General features: G+C 40.0%; 10 protein-coding genes. 8 read left to right on the top strand and 2 right to left on the bottom strand.

The genetic code is table 11. The features are described 5' to 3' along the window. Window positions 1-2: 2 nt before the first annotated feature. Window positions 3-170, top strand: a complete 168-nt coding sequence (locus ACXAG7_RS06905) for a hypothetical protein (protein ID WP_408043338.1) — start codon at window positions 3-5, stop codon at window positions 168-170. A gap of 88 nt (window positions 171-258) precedes the next feature. Here the strand turns inward: ACXAG7_RS06905 and ACXAG7_RS06900 are convergent, their stop codons facing one another. Then, entirely contained in the window at window positions 259-4,251 is a 3,993-nt protein-coding gene (locus ACXAG7_RS06900) for a collagenase (RefSeq protein WP_476666428.1), read from the bottom strand. A 115-nt stretch (window positions 4,252-4,366) separates the two neighbouring features. Continuing rightward, window positions 4,367-5,008 carry a TetR/AcrR family transcriptional regulator gene (locus tag ACXAG7_RS06895; RefSeq protein WP_408043340.1) on the bottom strand — a complete coding sequence of 214 codons (642 nt, stop codon included), beginning with the start codon at window positions 5,006-5,008 and terminating at the stop codon, window positions 4,367-4,369. 88 nt (window positions 5,009-5,096) lie between these two features. Between ACXAG7_RS06895 and ACXAG7_RS06890 the strand changes: the two genes are divergently transcribed. The 7 genes from ACXAG7_RS06890 to ACXAG7_RS06860 all read left to right on the top strand — a co-directional run bounded on the left by ACXAG7_RS06890 (window position 5,097) and on the right by ACXAG7_RS06860 (window position 18,948). Beyond that, entirely contained in the window at window positions 5,097-6,878 is a 1,782-nt protein-coding gene (locus ACXAG7_RS06890) for an acyl-CoA dehydrogenase family protein (protein WP_476666427.1), read from the top strand. 3 nt (window positions 6,879-6,881) lie between these two features. After that, window positions 6,882-7,553, top strand: a complete 672-nt coding sequence (locus ACXAG7_RS06885) for a transglutaminase-like domain-containing protein (protein ID WP_476666426.1) — start codon at window positions 6,882-6,884, stop codon at window positions 7,551-7,553. A 119-nt stretch (window positions 7,554-7,672) separates the two neighbouring features. Beyond that, window positions 7,673-10,471: a helix-turn-helix and ligand-binding sensor domain-containing protein gene (locus ACXAG7_RS06880; protein WP_476666425.1), complete on the top strand. Its 2,799-nt coding sequence runs from the start codon at window positions 7,673-7,675 to the stop codon at window positions 10,469-10,471. Between the two features lie 204 nt (window positions 10,472-10,675). Then, window positions 10,676-13,696, top strand: coding sequence for a SusC/RagA family TonB-linked outer membrane protein (locus tag ACXAG7_RS06875; protein ID WP_476666424.1), 3,021 nt, complete (start codon window positions 10,676-10,678; stop codon window positions 13,694-13,696). 38 nt (window positions 13,697-13,734) lie between these two features. Continuing rightward, on the top strand, window positions 13,735-15,186 hold the full coding sequence (locus ACXAG7_RS06870; protein WP_408043463.1) for a RagB/SusD family nutrient uptake outer membrane protein: 1,452 nt from the start codon (window positions 13,735-13,737) through the stop codon (window positions 15,184-15,186). An 11-nt stretch (window positions 15,187-15,197) separates the two neighbouring features. Beyond that, on the top strand, window positions 15,198-17,252 hold the full coding sequence (locus ACXAG7_RS06865) for a PKD domain-containing protein (protein ID WP_476666423.1): 2,055 nt from the start codon (window positions 15,198-15,200) through the stop codon (window positions 17,250-17,252). A 10-nt stretch (window positions 17,253-17,262) separates the two neighbouring features. Continuing rightward, the gene (locus tag ACXAG7_RS06860) at window positions 17,263-18,948 is read left to right on the top strand and encodes a family 16 glycosylhydrolase (RefSeq protein WP_476666422.1); all 1,686 of its coding nucleotides are present in this window, start codon (window positions 17,263-17,265) and stop codon (window positions 18,946-18,948) included. The last annotated feature ends 53 nt before the right edge of the window (window positions 18,949-19,001 follow it).

The following is a 19,001-nucleotide window of genomic DNA, read 5'->3' as shown; positions in this document are numbered from 1 at the left end:
ATATGATACCCTCAGAAAATAAAACGGATACAATTTCTAGAAAACAGGCACTGGCTAAGTTGAGTACTATTGCTAAGTATGTCGGTATGACGGCTGCAGGAACCTTTTTAATCTTACAACCTAAAAGAGCACAGGCACAGAGCCCAGATTCCCCCGGCGAGAACTTCTAATAGTTCTTTTTCCCCCATCAATACAGTTGTTGAGTTGTATTGTAAATAGAAAAAAGACTGTACATGTACAGTCTTTTTTTTTTATTTGTTATTTATGAATTAGAATTCGCTTTGTAAACACTTGTGTTTCGGTATGCACTTTGATAAAATAGACACCGGGAGTTAACTGATGCAGTTGAAGTTGGAGCTCTTGAACTCCAGCAGCTTCAATGTGCTCTGCTAAATGACGCTGTCCTTTTAAATCGACGAGTTCGAAACGAGTTCCGGGAGTAAATCCACTCGATAGGTGCAGCGTGACAGTCCCAGTAGTACTTGGGTTCGGATACAGGAGCAATTCTGCCGTTGCTGTTGTAGGGTTTGGTCGAGGAGCCAATGTACTTCCTGTTGTGTCCACAAGGGTAATAGTATAATCTTCTGTTTCTCCTTGATAACCGTCTTGCATACAAGCATCAGGTGTTTTTCCGTAAGCGAGGCGCACACGCATACGTGTTTTTCCTAATTGTGCCGAGTTAGGTATTGCAAGTTGGCCTGTAAAAGGTCCGTTGCCACGTCGGTGATAGCTTCGTTCGCTGGCATCAAAGGTACCGTCTTTGTTCCAATCGATCCATACCTGTACATCAATTCCCGACCAATGCTCGTGCTGGGTTTGTACACTCAGGGTATACCTGTTGTTTTTTTCTAAGCTAGTTCCTTGTTGCTGCGTATAATCGTGATAACCGTTAGCCGACCATGTAGATTGCTGGTTGATGCTTCCTAGCTGTACTCTCGTAATGGAGTTGTAATTGAGCGCAGTACTTGGTGTACAATAATTAACATTTTCTTCTACAGTTATGTATTGGTCTATTAGTTTGGTGTGAGTACCCGCGCTGTTTGTCGCTTTTAAACTCACCTTATAAACTCCTGGATTTGTATAGTTAATAGTGGGAGTACTAGCAGTACTTGTATTTGGAGTTCCACCTTCAAACGTCCATAAGAGTTCGGTTGGCGTATGTAAAGAAGTATTGGTGAAATTAACGGACTCTCCTGCCAAAATACGTTGCGTATTACTTGAAAAATTAGCAATAGGAGGGCGTATGACTCCTGTACTTCCCGTGATGACGATAGAATAGTCTTCAACCTCTCCCATATACGAATCAGAACCACAGGGGGTAATTTTGCTTTCGCTTCCATAAGCGGCTCGAATGCGAAGTGTGGTCGTACCGTTTACAGCCGAATTCGGAGGTGTGATTACACCGGTGTAGGGACCTGCCTTATAGGCTTTGAGTACTTGCTCATTAGGATCGTCAAAATCACCATCGTTGTTCCAGTCTATCCAGGCACCTACAGCATTATAGGTCCAGTGCGATTGATTGAGATCGATAGTCAGAGTATCAGATTTTCCAATTTCTAGTGCCGTTACTTGATTGCTGAAATCGCCATAGCTTTCGTGTTCCGATACGTTGCGTATACTACCCAAGCGTACCTCACGTATGTATAAGTTATTTTGAGCGCCTGAGCCAGCACAATAGGTCATTTTATTTTTGTCATACACGCGAACGATGTTCTGTTTTGTTTTCACGGCTTGTTGTCCGTTTTTACCGGTGGCAGTGAGGCTTACATCATAAGTTCCTGCTTGGTTGTATTGAATGGACGGAGTAGTCTGATTGGTTATTTGAGTAGGACTACCTCCAGGGAAATCCCATGAAATAGAAGCTAAATAACCAGAGGTTTCACTGGTGAATGCAATTTTCCCACCAGTAATAGTCAAGGGATTTGCGACAGTAAAATCTGCAGCCGGTAGGTCAGGAGTCCCCGAGTTTCTCAAAGGACCTGAAATTCGGAAACTAGCTTTAGGAATTCCTGAACTGATGTCAATGTTTGTAAAGTACCCCACAGTATATTGGAAGTTATTCAGCAACGGGTTTTGGCGTAATTGCTTGAGTAAATTGTCGAGTGAGGTATGCAATTGTTTAGCAGCTGTTGCATTGTTGTTTGTAGGCGTGCTACCCTCAAGCACTCCATCTATTCTAAAGCGTCTATTTTTTGCCTGGGTATCTATGCCTGTTGTTATGGATGAATTCCCTGTGAGCGTGATAAACTCCGTCTTGATGTCTGCGGGATTTCCAATGGCAATTTTTCGATCGTCTAACCAGTTTGTACTGGGTTCTTTACCGGTGACAGTTCCATTACTCACGTTTTGCAGAAAGTTGTTAAAGCGAGAGTGATCTGTTGATCGAAGATTATTTACCAAATTGTCAAATCCCTGAACATCGTCACTTCTCGTCAAATCGAAAAAGGTTTTTAATTTGCCAAAATCATTTAAATACCAATGGTACCACGCCATATTACCATAGTGATAATGATGGAAATTTCCGCTGGTGTAGCTCGAGTTAAAAACAGTACTTAATGAAGGCCATTTTCCTGTATTGTTTTGGACTACGCGGACATTGCTGGCAAGTAGTTTGATTCCGTCAGTATCGGTCGCTCCTGAAAAGAATTCGGCCATACCTTCTTCGTACCAAACCATTCGATCATTTTTGTACATGTCTGTCTCTGCCCAAAATCCAGGAATGAGATAACGCCCTTGTAAATAGTGTACGTATTCATGTCTAAACAAGGCTTCTAACGAAAGTGAACTTTCTACACCTACTGTTCTGTCCCAAGTATAAAAAGTAGCTCTCCGTTCTATATACATTCCTCCATTATTAGTGGGAATACCATACAAATAGGTAGCGTAATTTTCATAGGCTTGTTTGGATCCGAAGACTACCATGGTTAAGGTCTCATTGGGGTCTCCTGTAACGGGTTGGTCTGTCTGTATTAATCTGAAAAATTGATTTTGAACCTGTTTAGCAGCATGGTATAATTCCTGTACTTCGTTTTCCGCAAGTGGAGTTTTGATACGCATTTTATCATCGTCAAAAGTATAGCTGTTGGGGAACAAGAAATTTTCTAATTCCGTTTTTAGCTGAGCGACGTTTTCGCAAAGGTTGTAGCGGTTACAGTCCCCGTATTTATTAATGGCCTCGACACAGCGCAACCAGGCAACACTTAAGCGCGGGTGCTGTTTTGCTATCTGAGCTGCTAGAGGTTCTACATCGTCAAGCAAATTGCTGTCGTTTGCCATACGAGTAAGCTCTAGTACAGCATTGCCAGACATAAAACCTAATGCAGCATTGTTTTTTAACTCCTGATCTGTACCTATTTGATAAAGGAGATTAAAAAAATCGCGATCTCCATTGATAGCGTTTTTAAAATCGGAATCCTGATTACCTCTGAAATAGGCAAAGAACACACGGTTATACGCGCGTGCATAGCTTCGTAATAAAGAGCTGTCATTAATGGTTTTCCACGATTTACTAACCACTAGTCGCCTCATAATATTTTTCATTAAGGAGATGATTCTCGGTCGATGTCGAAGTCCATCGTAGTCTAAAATGATGAGGTATTCGTCTAAAATATCGAGGGCTGCCTTTGAATGGTCAAGCAAATGAGCATTTTGGCTAAACGATTCTGAAGCGGTACGAATCCAATATTTTGAATTGGTATCTAAGCTAACCGTACTCTGGTAAAATTCGTGGTAAATAGCGGCGTGTAAATAGGCTACTAAGCCGTACATTCCCGAATTATAAGTACCGTTTGAAGCTATGGAAATATTGTACATTTCTCGCGCCACGGCAGCGACGTTCACATTTGAAAATATGCGTGGAGTATACGTCGAGTTGTATTGGTACCAAGCGCTAAAACACTTCTGATAGTCATATACCGATTTGAGCTCTCGGACCAATCCACTAGGCGACAAACGAGACCAACCGTCATTTCCCGCATCACAGGTTGGGCTGGTTTTACCGAGGACTCGAGAAGCCGTTGCATACTGATGGTCGGTAAACGTACTGCTAGGAGGAGTTGGCGCCCGGTCTTGTCGTTTGTGTTGTTGGTCGCGATGCAGCATTCTCGAGCATTTGTCAGAATGCTGATGTGGCGTGTGGGGTGCTGTCGAATTACTTTGTGCCTGCAAGGACATGCTCGCACAAGTAACGCACAGAATAGCAAAAAGCTTTAGCTGTTTTGTTGAAAATTTTAGAAGGGTTGAAGTTTTCATGATTAATAATGATTATAGTTTCTGTATTAAAACTAAATCATAATCATGTTTTTGATACGTATTTAAATATCAGGTATTTGTACTATTTTACTGATTTTCAGGCGCTTGTATGGTTTTAGCTGTTTCCGTGTACTTCTCGATACACTGAAGAGAATATTTTTCGCCCTTTAGGTGTTAGTGATGAATGAATCATCGAAAACAAGAGTTGGATATAGTAAGGGGTGCTCTCCGCAATGTTTTTTTCCGGCTTGTCGTAAAATACTGCATAGTCGAGAATCCATGAATTAAAAATGATGAGAAGTCCATGAATTTTCTTTTGAAGTACCTGTTCGTTCTTCGTAGGATGCATGTATCCATTGTCCATTAAAAAATGAGCAATTCGATAAAGAACGTGATGGTAGGCCTTAGCGCGTTCTATGGTTTTCTCCTTAATTTTTGGGTAGCGTATGGTCAAATCATAACTGTTAATAAGAAAGAAACGATATTTTAGAGTGAGTTCCATGAGCTGGGTAAGGCTGCGTAGCATAAAATCGAATTCAAATATTTCTCCTTCTAAGTTTTGCATGGACTCATCAACTTCATCCCACAAATTTTGCTGTAAACGAAGTACGATATCGTCTTTTTTAGGAAAATGATAGCATAAGTTCCCGTAACTGATGCCCATTTCTTCACTGATTCTCTTACTCGAAACATTCGGATATCCCTCTTTATTAAAAAGTTCCAATGCGCTGTGTAATATGCGTTGCTTGGTGTTCATAGGTCAAATTTAGGCATTAATGCCTATACTTTAAAATATATTTATATATTTGTCTAGGCACTAATGCCTAATAATCTAAAAAAAACGTATGGTAACAACAGATCAGAAAAAGTTAGGAGGTAAGTTCTTGGTAGAAGAAACTTCTTCGGACACCGTGTATATTCCGGAAATGAAATCGGCAGAAACTTCAATGATGTTGGAAAGTGCTGGTCAGTTTTTGGCGACAGAGCTGGAAGGTAACCCTCATTTAGAAACGAAAGAGGGCATAGATGCAACTCCAGAATTGCTAAAAAAATGTGGAGATCTCGGTTTTTTGGGGCTTGAGGTTTCGGAAGAATACGGAGGATTAAATTTGAGTTTAAAGGAAGTACTACATTTTGTAGAAGCTTTTAGTAAGGGGCATTCTTTTGCTGGGGCGTTAGGGGTACAAACCAGTATTGGAATAGCTCCTTTACTTTTATATGGAAGCCCTTTTTTAAAGGATAAATACCTGTCATCAATGTTAGCGGGTGAGGTAATTTCTGCTTTTGCATTAACAGAACCGAATGCGGGGAGTGATGCCAACGCCGGGACAACAAAAGCATTGATTGACGATGCGGGGAATTATAGTATTAGCGGTCAAAAAGCTTGGATTTCTAATGCGGGATTGGCTGATATTTTTATAGTATTTGCCAAAATAGAGGACGACAGAAACCTGTCTGCATTTTTGGTTCACAAGGATTTTGGCGGAATTACATTGGGACCAGAAGAACAAAAGATGGGACTGATGGGATGGAGCACACGTCAAGTATTCTTTGATCAGACCAAGGTGCCTCAAAGCCATCTTTTAGGTGAGCGCAATAAGGGACTGAAAATTGCTTTAAATACCTTGAATACCGGAAGAATTAAACTTGGAGCGTCGTGTATAGGAGTCAGTAAATTGAGTATGGAACACGCGGTGGAGTACGCGATGGAGCGAGCACAATTTGGGAAACCAATTATCAGCTATGGTGCGATTAGGGAAAAAATTGCCAAGATGACGACGAATATTTTTACAAATGAAGCCGTGGTCTACCGCGCTGCAGCGGCTATAGATTCGTATACTACAGCAATCAACTCGGATCTACAAAACGGACCTGTTGCTAAAATGGAAGCGTTAAAGGAATTTAGCATAGAGTGCGCAATCGCAAAAGTGTTTGGTTCGGAAGCTCAAGATACGATCGTCGATGAAGCCGTTCAGATATATGGAGGGATGGGCTTTTCAGCAGAGTCACCTGTAGAGCGTTTATACCGAGGAGCGCGAATTAGTAGAATTTTTGAAGGAACAAATGAAATCAACCGCTTGGTGATTGTAAAAGAATTCTTTAAAAAAGGAATGAAAGGCGAAATTGATATGTTCGGAGCCTTTGCCAGTGTTTTGGATAGTATAGATGATAAAGCACCAGAATTTTCTGATGATACCTTGGAGGCACATCAACAGTTTGTGAAAAATATGAAGGCATTAACGGTGGTAACGGCAGGAATTTGTGCGCAGAAATTTATGGCAGAATTGGAGCAAGAGCAAGAAGTTGTGCTCAATATTGCCGACTTACTAATAGAGTTATACGCTTTAGAGAGTACTGTCATGCGCGTTGCGAAGTTAAGAGAACTCGGAAAATATGAAGTACAAATACACGAGGCTGTTTTAAAAGCAGCAACTTTTGAACGTTTTGAAAAGATCGCAATTGCGATTAAAGACTTAATGGCTTGTTTTGATTCGAAAGAAGAGACCAAGGTCATTGCAAAAGCCTGGAAAAAATTTGGAAGAATTCCTCATTTGAATATCAAAAACACCAGACGTGAGATTTGTGATTTTGTAAAAGAATCGAGAGGTGTATATAAACTGAGTTAGAACATGCAGCAGGAAATGAACAGCTATTTGGAAGAAAATTATTTCTTTGATTTTTCGAGTGAGATAGCACAGAAAGTATTGATAAAAATTAAAGGAGATTCTCAAGAATTGTCAGCGAAAGAGTTTGCCGTAAAGGCACATGATTACGTGCGTGATTCATGGGAGTATTATCCCTATCATTTTAGCTTAATTGAAGGTGATTGGAAAGCTTCGGTCCTCATGCAACGACCCTCTGGACATTGTATAGAAAAGGCTATTATTTACATCAGCTTATTGAGATCACAAGGAATTCCCAGTCGGTTGGGATTGGCGAAGGTGAAAAATCATTTGGCAGTCGAAAAAATTATAGAAAAATTAGGTACAGATATTTTAGTACCCCACGGGTACGTAGAATTGTATATAGAGGGCCATTGGGTAAAAGCAACACCCGCATTTAATAGCGCTCTTTGCGAACTGTTACAAGTGAAAGTACTAGAGTTTAATGGGAATGAGGATTCTATTTTTCACGAATTCGATAAAAGTGGTGCAAAGGCTTTTATGGAATACTTGGATGATTACGGAGGTTTTGATACAGTCCCCCTGGATTATATGTTTCAATTAATGAATACGCATTATCCGATTATTCAACAAAAAAATGTACAGTTTGGAGAGGTATTAGACTTGGCCAATCTATAAAAACAGCCTTCGGGCTGTTTTTTTGTAGGCGAATAAGACCAGAGTTTAATTGGTTGATTTTATAGGATTAGGGCAGTAAAATTCGTAATATTGTTAGTAATCGAATAAAAATCAAGCTTTTGAAGTCAGTTGTAACTTTCGTTATTATTTGGTGTTACTCATGGGGACTCTGTAGTCAAGAGTTGCCTTTAATTGATGTATACCTACCAGATAACTACCAGGCAGAATCCCAAAATTGGGCTATTTCCCAGGCCGATGATGGCACTATTTACTGTGCTAATAATTTAGGGTTGTTGGAGTTTGACGGGTCTCGCTGGCAATTGTATCCAACGCCTAATCATACCATCATGCGTTCTGTTAACTGTATAGGGGATAAGGTGTATAGTGGAAGTTATATGGATTTCGGTTTTTGGGAGAAAGATGCCTACGGAACTTTGCAATATACTTCTTTAGTGGCCAAACATCTGATTCCAATTGTAGAAGATGAGCAGTTTTGGAATATCATTGAGGTACAAGATTGGTTGTTGTTTCAATCGCTCCAACGCATTTATATTTACGATAGAAGGTCAGAAAAATCCGTGGTGATTAGTGCCACGGGAAAATTGACCAAAATGTTTAAAGTAGACGCTGACGTGTATTATCACGTATTCGGTCAAGGTCTTTTTAAGATAGAGAATGGAGTGGGAGTTTTGATAGCTGAGGATGCCGTATTGCAAACAGACGATATAATTGATGTGATAGCTTCTGAAAACGGACTGCAAATACTGACCAATTCACACGGTTTCTATTATTGGAAAGAAGGACTCTTAGTACCTGACAACGCACGTAATGCTTTTTTGAATAACAGAAAAGTGTATAACAGCATGCAGTTGACTGATGGCGGTATTGCAGTAGGAACCATTGCCGACGGAGTAATCGTTTTCGATGCTCAAGGAAACGTGTCGTATAAACTAAATACGACAAATGGTTTAAGTAATAATACTGTTTTAAGCCTTTTTCAAGATAAGCGTGATAATATTTGGTTGGGATTGGATAAAGGTATTAATTGTATTCACGGTGATGATCAAATGCTAGTCTACAGAGATGTCGAAGGCCAATTGGGTACGGTATATGCCACTGCGTATTTCAAGGAGCATATTTATCTCGGAACGAATCAAGGATTGTTTGTGAAAAATTATAAAAATGAGCATGCATTTCATTTAATTGAGGGAACTCAAGGTCAAGTGTGGAATTTAATTGTTTTAGAGGATGAATTATTTTGTGCACACGATCGCGGAACCATGGTTATTAAAGGTGAACAACTCGCCTATAAAATTTCAGTACAAGGAACCTGGGATATCAAAAAAGTACATCCGAATATATACATACAAGGTAATTATTCGGGCTTGTATGTCTTAGAAAACCAAAATGGTCGTTGGCGTGTGCGCAATAAGCTCAAAGGCTTTGACAAATCATGTAGGTTTTTTGAATTTAATGGCCCCTACGAAATTATTGTAAATCATGAATACAAGGGAGTTTTTAGCTTGCAAACAACAAAGGATTTCACTGAAATTACAGCAGTGACGCCATTTTTGAATTTACAAAAAGGCGTACATTCCAGTTTGATTACATACCGTGATAAGCTGTTGTACGCTTATCCACAGGGAATTTATACTATGGATATCGGAGGAGTGAATTTTCAAAGAGATACCGTTTTGAGTACGTTGTATTCAAAGGATACTTATGAGAGTGGTAAGTTGCTTACAAATTCTTTTGACCAAAGCATCTGGGCTTTTACTAAAAATACCATAGTCAATGTGAAGCCCACAGATATTTTTAAGAATTCATTAAGTCTACGAGAAATTCCTTACCGAAAGACCATAAGAAAAAGTGCGGTTGGATATGAGAATATCAGTGCACTGGGAGGGGGCAATTACATAATGGGAATTGATAATGGTTATGTGAAATTCAATTTGCTCCGTTCTTCAAATAAGAATGGTTTTTCGAAGGTAAGTATTAATTCCATCGACAACTACGGGCTCAACCGTGAAAAAAGAAAAGTTAAACTCCTCGGTGGAGAGGAGTTTGCGAATAGGTCTAATAACTTTGAGTTTTTCTTTAATGTACCATTCGATGCAGGAACCAGTGAATTGAGGTTTCAGTATTTTTTAGAAGGACATGATAGTAGTTGGTCACCGTGGTCTAGCAAGCCAAGAGCTCGCTTTGAAAATTTATCCTATGGCGAGTATAAATTCAGGGTTCGCGCTTCCTTAGGAGGAACTATGAGTGATGAAGAAGCCTCCTTTGCTTTTAAAATTCGCAAACCTTGGTATTTGACCAATGTCATGCTTGCTACCTACGGCTTGTTAGTGCTGTTGTTCTCATTGTTTATGGATCGGGTGTATAAAAATTATTACAGACGTCAAAGAAATGCTGAGCTTGAACAACAGCAGAGAGATTTTGAGTTGCTGAATATGTCGAGAGAAAAAGAGTTAATGACTATGAAAAATAATCAATTGAAAATTGCTGTGGAAAGCAAAGGGAGAGAGCTAGCGAGTTCAACGATGAGTATAGTTAAAAAGAATGAACTGTTGAGTTCCATTAAAAAGGAATTGAAAAAAGGCGCTCCCGAAAGCATCAAAAAGGTGATTTCGATCATAGATAACAATATTAATAATCAGGACGACTGGGATATGTTTAAGGAAGCTTTTAATAATGCGGATAAAGATTTTATTAAAAAGCTAAAATCGATACACCCTAATTTGACTCCGAACGATTTACGCCTTTGTGCTTATCTCCGTTTAAATTTGTCTTCTAAAGAAATTGCTCCGCTGTTGAATATCTCACCGAGAAGTGTCGAAGTTAAGCGTTATCGATTGCGAAAAAAAATGGAATTGAAGCACGATGTGAACTTAACCAGCTATATTTTGGAATTATAGGACCTCAACACCTTGTCATTTTACCTATACATGACCACAACATTACGAGTATTGTGTGTTCTTTAGTTCTGTTTAGTATGTCGTTTTTTGTAGTGTTTATGGTGTTTTTGAAGGAAAAGTGAATTTGTATGTTTTTTGTTGCTAAAATTTTATTGATATCGCAAAATATGTGTTGTATTTTTATGATAATCAAAATTTCAACACATGAAAAAACACGTACAACTCATTGTTTTCCTTTTAGTTACTTCTCTAGGTTGGGGGCAAGTAATTACGAGCAAAGGTACTGTTCTTGACCTCCGAAACAACAGCCCACTTCCGGGAGTTAGTGTCTTGGTAAAAGGTACAAATAAGGGAGTGCAAACGGATTTCAACGGAAAGTTTATACTTCCTAATATACCTAAGGGAGCAACCATACAAATCAGTTTCATTGGATATAAAACACAAGAAGTAGCGGCGGTAGCAAGTCCATTGGTAATTCAACTTGAGGAACGTGCTGAGCAGTTAGAAGAAGTTGTGATTATTGGTTATGGTTCTAAAGGGAAGAAAGACCTCACGGGAGCCGTGTCTTTAGTAGGTGAAAAGACGATAACTGACCTAAAACCAGTGGATGCTGCACAAGCGCTGCAAGGAACCACAGCAGGAGTATCGGTAAACACGGCTTCTGGGGCGCCAGGAAGTGGTTTTAACATACTTATTCGAGGAATTAGTTCGAACAGAGCCAATGGACCTCTCATTGTTATCGATGGTTTAGCTGGAGCCAATTTAAATACCGTGAATCCAAACGATATCGTTTCAATTTCGGTACTAAAAGATGCTCAAGCTGCTATTTATGGAATTCAAGGTGCCAACGGAGTTGTATTAGTGACTACAAAATCAGGGAAAAAGAATGCAAAAACACGCATCACCTACGATGCCTACACAGGTCTTCAGGAAACGTCGCGAAAGTTAGATTATTTAAATGCTAATGAGTACGCACTATTACTCAATGAAAGTTATGCTGCTAATGGGCAGAGTTTGCCATTCCCTGACCTCAATGCCATTCAACAGAATACGGACTGGCAAGATCAGTTGTTTACCACAGCATTTATGATGAATCACAATATTGGTATTTCGGGAGGTACAGATAAGATTACGTATTACGTCGGTCTGTCTCGACTAGAACAAGATGGTATTATTGCTCCAGACAAATCAAATTTTGAAAGAAATAACGTAAAACTAGCTTTAGGAATTGACCTGAGCGAACGAATCAAGTTTAAATCAACCACAAATTATTTTACCAATACAAGAAGAACCGTTGCGGAGAATGTACTCGGTTCGGTATTGTTTAACGCGCTCAATTACGCTCCTACATTTGCAACTGGTCAAGAAGATACGGCTGGGTTTTTGGGAAATGAAGTAATCAATCCGCTCTCTCAGGTGAGAGATACCTACAATACGTATTTTGGTTCAAGTATAGAGGGGAGCGTTGCTCTGAGTTACGAGCCCATTGATAATCTTAAAATAACTACCCGTTTGGGATATAAAACGTACAATGACAAAGGCAAGACGTTTTTACCCATTGTTAATTACGGTTCTGGAAAAGTATTTAACAGAGCTAGGAGTGAGGTAAACCAGTCCAGAACAAATGCAAACAACTACAACTGGGAAACATTTGTGAATTACAAGTTAACCTTCGCAGAGGATCATACTATAGAGGCAACGGTAGGAGCCAGCATGCAGAAGAGCTGGGGAGATGGGTTGTTTGCTACAGGTTATGACGTACCTAACAACTCATGGGATTTTGCAGATATTAGTTTGACTACAGGGACAAATACCATAAAAACCAACGGATCGTACGTTTATGACAATCGATTGTTATCTCAATTTGGAAGAATTCAATACGATTTTGCAGGGAAGTATTTAGTGTCTGCGATGATCAGGAGGGATGCAGCATCCGATTTTTCGCCACAAAATAGAGTTGATTACTTTCCTTCAGTTACGGCTGGATGGAAACTGTCAGATGAAGAGTTCATGAAAAGATGGAAGTGGATAAATTTTCTGAAGTTGAGAGGTAGTTACGGAATTTTGGGAACCAATGCCGGTGGAAATTTATTTAGAGCACAACTCAACGGGGAAGCAGCCTATGTATTAGACAATGCTATAGTGAATGGAATTGCAGTAGGAACCTTGCCCAATCCGAATGCGCGATGGGAGCGAGGAAAGAAATTGGATATCGGATTGGATGCTAATTTACTGGGAAATCGCTTGGAATTGGTGTTTGATTATTTTAGAGAAGATCGAAATGATTTACTAATACCCAATGTTCCGGTTTCAGGAATCGTAGGGGCACAAGCCCCAGGATCGGGAAGTCCAACAGTCAATGCAGGATCAACTCGCGTTCATGGATTTGAACTAGGATTGAAGTTTAACGATACTGTGGGAGAAGATTTTAGTTATAATGTAGCCTATAACATAACTCGTGTAAACGGAGAGGTAACTCAGATAAACGGAGATGTTTTTATTGAAGGAGGAGCTTTTGGCGTAGGTCAGTTAGCACCAGCACGAATGGAAGTAGGACAGCCCATAGGATATTTTTACGGATTGCAAACGGCTGGAGTTTTTCAAACAGTGGCTGAAGTTAATAATTCGCCATCTCAACGCGGTTTGTTAGGAATTGATGCCGTGCCAGGCGATTTAAAATACGTGGACGTCAATGGAGATGGCGTAATTGATTTTAAAGACAGAACCAATATCGGAAATCCTCAAGCAGAGTTTATAATGGGGCTTAATTTGAGCTTCAACTACAAAAATTGGGATTTTTCAACCTATATGTATGCAGAGCTCAACAAAGACATGGTACGCAACTATGAGCGAGACCAGCCAAATGTCAATAGATTATCGTATTATTTGAATCGATGGAGAGGGCCAGGAACGAGCAATGAAGTTCCTCGGGTAACAACCGGAGCAACCAATAACCGATTGTTTTCAAGCTTTTATGTTGAAGATGCTTCTTTTCTGCGAGTTCAAAACATTCAAATAGGCTATACTTTACCTAAAAAAGTACTGGAAAAAATAGGCTTTTCAAAGCTCAGAATATATACGACTGTTAACAACGCATTTACCTTAACAAATTATAAAGGATACGATCCAGCGGCAACTTCAGGTCAGGCGATCGGAGGAGGAATAGATTATGGATTTTATCCCATATCACGTCAGTATTTACTAGGATTAAACGTTGCATTTTAAAAACTAAGAAAATGAAAGTACTACAAAATACCTATAAAATGTGCATTTTATTGTCCTTTGTTGGGCTCACATTTTTAGCCTGTCAAGAAGATTTCTTAGATGAGGCAAAAACTTATGAAATTGACTCAGAAAATTACTTTAATTCTGAGGACGATTATTACAAAGCCCTAATCGGTGCCTATGATTTGCTGCAAGCGACTTATGTGAATGCCATGTTGGGAGAAATAGCTTCGGATAATACCTTGTGTGGCGGCGAAAGCGCTACAGACGTCATCGGTTTTCAACAAATTGACGATATGATTCACAATTCGGTAAATAGTAATCTCAAAGATATTTGGAGTTGGATGTTTGCAGGGGTCAACAGGGCGAATTACATATTGGAATTTAAAGATAAAACAGATTTTCCAGGTAAAAATGTAATCATAGCGGAGACCAGATTCCTGAGGGCCTATTACCATTTTGAATTGGTGAAATGGTTTGGAGGCATACCGCTAAAAGGAGACCGTCGTTTTCAGGTAGGGGACGAACAAACCATACCACGTGCAACGGTGGCAGAAGTATATGCGAGTATAGAGTCGGACTTACAATTTGCAATAGCCAACTTAGCCTATACCGCTCCACAGGTAGGAAGAGCCACGAAAGGTGCGGCTCAAGCCTTACTGGGGAAAGCGTATTTGTATCAAAACAAGTTTTCGGAAGCAGCCAACGTTTTGGAGAATCTTATAGTCAACGGACCGTACAATCTCGTTACGGATTATTCAACCATTTTTGAGCACAACGGAGAAAATGGAATTGAGTCTGTTTTTGAAGTGCAGTACTCAGATGCAGAAGGTGCCGGATTTGATTGTTTGCAATGTAGTGAAGGAAATGTAGCCGTTGGCTTTAACGGTATTCGCAATTACAGCGGACCTACTTTTGATGCAGGATTTAGTTTTAACGTGCCTGTAAAAGCAGTGTACGATGCCTTCGAAGCAGGAGATAATCGAAGGGATGTAGCCATTTTGGACATAGTAGCGTGGGCGGCTCAAACAGGAGCAACTTACGGAACGGGTTACGAACATACCGGATACTTTAACAGAAAGTACATTGCGCGTAAAGGTGATTTAAATACAGGTGATGCAAATCTGACCAATCCTAACAATTACAGAGCTATCCGATTTGCTGATGTTCTTTTAATGGCCGCTGAAGCTCTAAACCGAGGGAATATTAGTGATGTCAGAGCACAGCAGTACCTCAATAGAGTGAGAAGAAGAGCTTTTGGAAATACAAATCACGATATCACAACTACAGGAACGAATTTAACGAGGTCGATTTTAGAGGAACGACGCTTGGAATTAGTAGGGGAAGGACATCGATTTTTTGATTTAGTGCGTACCGGAAATGGAACTGTAATCTCCGGTTTTACACCTAACAAGAACGAACTATTCCCTATCCCTATAGAGGAAATTCAATTTTCAAAAGGAAATTGGCAACAAAATCAAGGCTATTAAAAACGGATCGTATGAGAAAAATAAAATTATTATACAGAATTTTTACCGTGTTAATTGTAATTAGTGCGTGTACTGATATAGATGAACTAGATTTACTCAATAGCATTCCCGTTCCGACAAATGTGGCTGCAGTGTATGATATTACTCAAGATAATACTGGACTGGTAACCATTACGCCCACAGCGGAAGGAGCCGATAGTTTTAAAGTGTATTTTGGTGATGCTACTGCACAACCAGCAACAGTGGAAGCAGGTAAAAACGTACAACATACCTATGCTGAAGGTAACTATAAAGTGAAAATAGAGGCCTTCAATGTCAAAGGAGATAAAGCCGAAAAAGAGCAAGATTTAATCGTTTCATTTAAGGCGCCACAAAATCTAAAGGTAACCTTAGAAAATGATCAGGCAGTTTCGAAACAGTTAAATATTACGGCAACTGCCGACTTTGCTACGATGTTTGAATTTTACTCGGGTGAAACAGGTGTTAATCAGCCTGTAGCCACTGCAAACATAGGCGAAACAGTAAAGTATCAATATCAAAATGCAGGAAAATATAATGTTAGGGTAGTAGCTAAAGGGGCGGCGATTGCCACTACGGAATTTACTCAGGAATTCGACGTAACGGCAATCGTTCAGCCTATAGCTTCAGCTCCGACACCTCCGTCGAGAAATGCAGCGGATGTCATTAGTATTTATTCAAGTGTTTACACCGATGTATCAGGGACCAATACTTTTCCCGATTGGGGACAAGGTGGCCAAGGTAGTTCGTGGAAGGAGTTTGATCTGAATGGTGATAAAATGTTGCAGTACATAAATCTGAGCTATCAAGGAATTCAGTTCGGTAGTCGTCAAGATGTTTCAGGAATGGAGTTTTTACACCTTGATGTTTGGACTGCTGACGTAGATAAATTAGAAACCTCTTTGATCAATGTGACCTCGGCAACACCTTCGGCAACAACAGAGAAGCCTGTGACTAAAGATTTAACTAAAGACGCTTGGGTAAGTTTAGACATACCAATCTCTGAGTATACCGCGCAGGGGCTTAGTGTCAATGAAATTTTGCAATTGAAATTTGTGGGAACTCCATGGGCGTCTGGAACCGTTTTTATCGATAATATCTATTTTTGGAAAACACCAGCCGTGCCTAACAATGTAACTCCTATCAATTTTGAAACTGGTTATAGCTTGAGCAGTTTTGACGGTGGAGATATTGCAGTGGTTGCTAATCCGAATACGACTGGAAACTCCTCATCTATGGTAGCGAGACTGATTAAAAATGCAGGACAGCCATGGGCAGGATCTAAAATTACACTGGATACACCGTTTAATTTTACAAACCCTGTGGTCAAAGCAAAAGTCTGGTCGCCTAGAGCAGGACTAAAGCTTTTGATGAAGTTTGAAGATAATGTCCCTTGGCCCAATGTGACGGCATCAGCGGAAGTCACCGCTACTACGACCGTCGCGAATGCTTGGGAAGAATTGACGTTTGATTTTACAGGGATTTCATCGAGTATTGATTTCTACAACTTGGTGATGATTATGGATAACGGAACCCAAGGTGATGGTTCGGCAAATTACACCATCTACGTCGATGATATAGCTACCACACCTAGTTTAAATTTTGAACCTAAATTTAGTTTAAGTGGTTTCGATGGAGGAGAGATTTCGGTGGTTGCCAATCCGAATACTACAGGAAATACTTCTGCCATGGTTGCTAAAATGATTAAAAATGCAGGACAACCGTGGGCCGGATCAAAAATCACGGTACCTGAAAAATTCTCATTTGTAGGACAAACGAAGGTAAAACTGAAAGTTTGGTCGCCAAGAGCTGGATTGAACTTATTAATGAAGTTTGAAGACGACGTCCCTTGGCCCAATGTAACAGCATCAGCAGAAGTGACCGCTACGACTACAACAGCGAATGCATGGGAAGAACTAACCTTTGATTTTTCTGGAATTAGTACTTCGGTGTCGTTCTATAACCTCGTTATGATTATGGATAATGGAACACAAGGTGATGGTTCTGGGAACTACACCATTTACATAGATGATATTACACAATTTTAACAGCAGCAACATGAAGAAAATTAGCACATACATAAAATTGATAAGCATACAGTTGTTGGTGCTTCTACTGTTTAATCAATGTCAAGACAACGAATATGAATTTGGTGAGATTATAGCACCAAGTGCCATTCAAATTACTACTGAAATCATAGGTAAAGATGGGGCAAACCCCAATGGAGATGGTTCTGGTAAAGTGAAATTTAGCATCGTTGCATCCAACGCATTGAGTTACAGTATAAATTTTGGAGATGGGACCTCAAAGAGTATCCCAAACGGTCAGGTAACCCATGTTTATTCCAAAACGGGGGTACATAAATACACCGCGGTGATTAATGCCATAGGTGCTGGTGGAACGAAGTCTATCAAAACAGTTACCTTGGAAGTATTCAGTTCTTTCTCAGACGTAGAGGCAGAGAATTTTTTAAGTGGCCCCAATGTGGGAGATCAAAAAAAGTGGTACTGGCAAGCAGATAAGAAACTTCACGTAGGCCTAGGCCCCGTAACGGATGATTATGGAAATGGAGAGTTTGCCTATGAGGCTTGGTGGAATGCAATACAGCCTTGGGATACAGAAAAATCGTGTATGTATGACAATGAATTCGTGTTCACCAGAACGGCTACTGGGATTACTTTTGAACAGACGGTAGGACCTGCATTTGTACCAGGAGCCTATGCTTCGGTGCTCGGGGTTACCAGTGATACCTGTCATGATCAAACTGTAGCAACTACGATGTTTGGCGTAAAAAACGTAACCTTTACCCCTTCGAATTCAAAGGCAGCCTTGCAGGGAACTTATAACGGGAATCCATATCGAAAGACATCTTTTGAACTCTCGGATGGTGGATTTATGGGTTGGTTTGTAGGAGCCAGTAAGTACGATATTATTTCAGTGAGCGCAACAGAGTTGATTGTACGTATCATTCAAAAAGGGAATGGTTTTGCTTGGTATCATAAGTTTACATCAACCAAGCCAGTGAAAGGTCCTTCGTATACCTACAATACGCTAGTTTGGGAAGACCAATTTAATACCCCAGGAGCTCCTGACGCAACTAAATGGACCTACGATACTGGAACTGGGACTAACGGCTGGGGAAATAACGAGGTACAATACTATACGGATAGAGCTGATAATGTAAAAGTGGAAAATGGAAATTTGGTGATTACTGCGAAAAAAGAAAATTTCTCAGGTAGTCAATATACTTCTGCAAGGTTAAAAACTCAAGGATTGTACAATTTTACCTATGGTCGCGTCGAGGTACGTGCAAAATTGCCTGCAGGGGCAGGAACCTGGCCTGCAATTTGGATGCTAGGAGCAAATTTCCCAACCGTTGGTTGGCCGCGCTGTGGCGAAATTGATATTATGGAACAAACGGGAGCAGCAAAAAATAGTGTTTTAGGAACTTGCCATTGGTTTGATACGGCAAATAATGTTAAAGCAGATTTTAGTAGAACTACGGCCATAGCCAATGCAACAAGTGATTTTCATAAATACACCTTAGAATGGACCGCCCAAACGATAAAAATTTATTTGGATGATGTTCAGTTTTACGAACTAGCGAACAATGCCAATTTACCGTTTAACTCAGATTTCTTTTTGATCCTCAATGTGGCAATGGGCGGAACGCTTGGTGGTACTATCGATGCTACTTTTAGCCAAGCAACCATGGAAATAGATTATGTAAAAGTTTACCAATAGAGCAGAATGAAAGGGGGGATTAATTATGAATTATTTGGTTTGAATTAGGTCCC

It is taken from the genome of Tenacibaculum sp. AWR4_210 (assembly GCF_056160945.1).
The sequence above is the reverse complement of the archived record's forward strand: the minus strand, read 5'-3'. Positions and strand labels throughout refer to the sequence as shown.

Bases quoted from the DNA above. Each gene is read 5' to 3' on its own strand.
- ACXAG7_RS06875 (WP_476666424.1), top strand. From the start codon at position 10,676: ATGAAAAAACACGTACAACTCATTGTTTTCCTTTTAGTTACTTCTCTA.
- ACXAG7_RS06870 (WP_408043463.1), top strand. From the start codon at position 13,735: ATGTGCATTTTATTGTCCTTTGTTGGGCTCACATTTTTAGCCTGTCAA.
- ACXAG7_RS06890 (WP_476666427.1), top strand. From the start codon at position 5,097: ATGGTAACAACAGATCAGAAAAAGTTAGGAGGTAAGTTCTTGGTAGAA.
- ACXAG7_RS06905 (WP_408043338.1), top strand. From the start codon at position 3: ATGATACCCTCAGAAAATAAAACGGATACAATTTCTAGAAAACAGGCA.
- ACXAG7_RS06895 (WP_408043340.1), bottom strand. From the start codon at position 5,008: ATGAACACCAAGCAACGCATATTACACAGCGCATTGGAACTTTTTAAT.
- ACXAG7_RS06865 (WP_476666423.1), top strand. From the start codon at position 15,198: ATGAGAAAAATAAAATTATTATACAGAATTTTTACCGTGTTAATTGTA.
- ACXAG7_RS06860 (WP_476666422.1), top strand. From the start codon at position 17,263: ATGAAGAAAATTAGCACATACATAAAATTGATAAGCATACAGTTGTTG.
- ACXAG7_RS06900 (WP_476666428.1), bottom strand. From the start codon at position 4,251: ATGAAAACTTCAACCCTTCTAAAATTTTCAACAAAACAGCTAAAGCTT.
- ACXAG7_RS06885 (WP_476666426.1), top strand. From the start codon at position 6,882: ATGCAGCAGGAAATGAACAGCTATTTGGAAGAAAATTATTTCTTTGAT.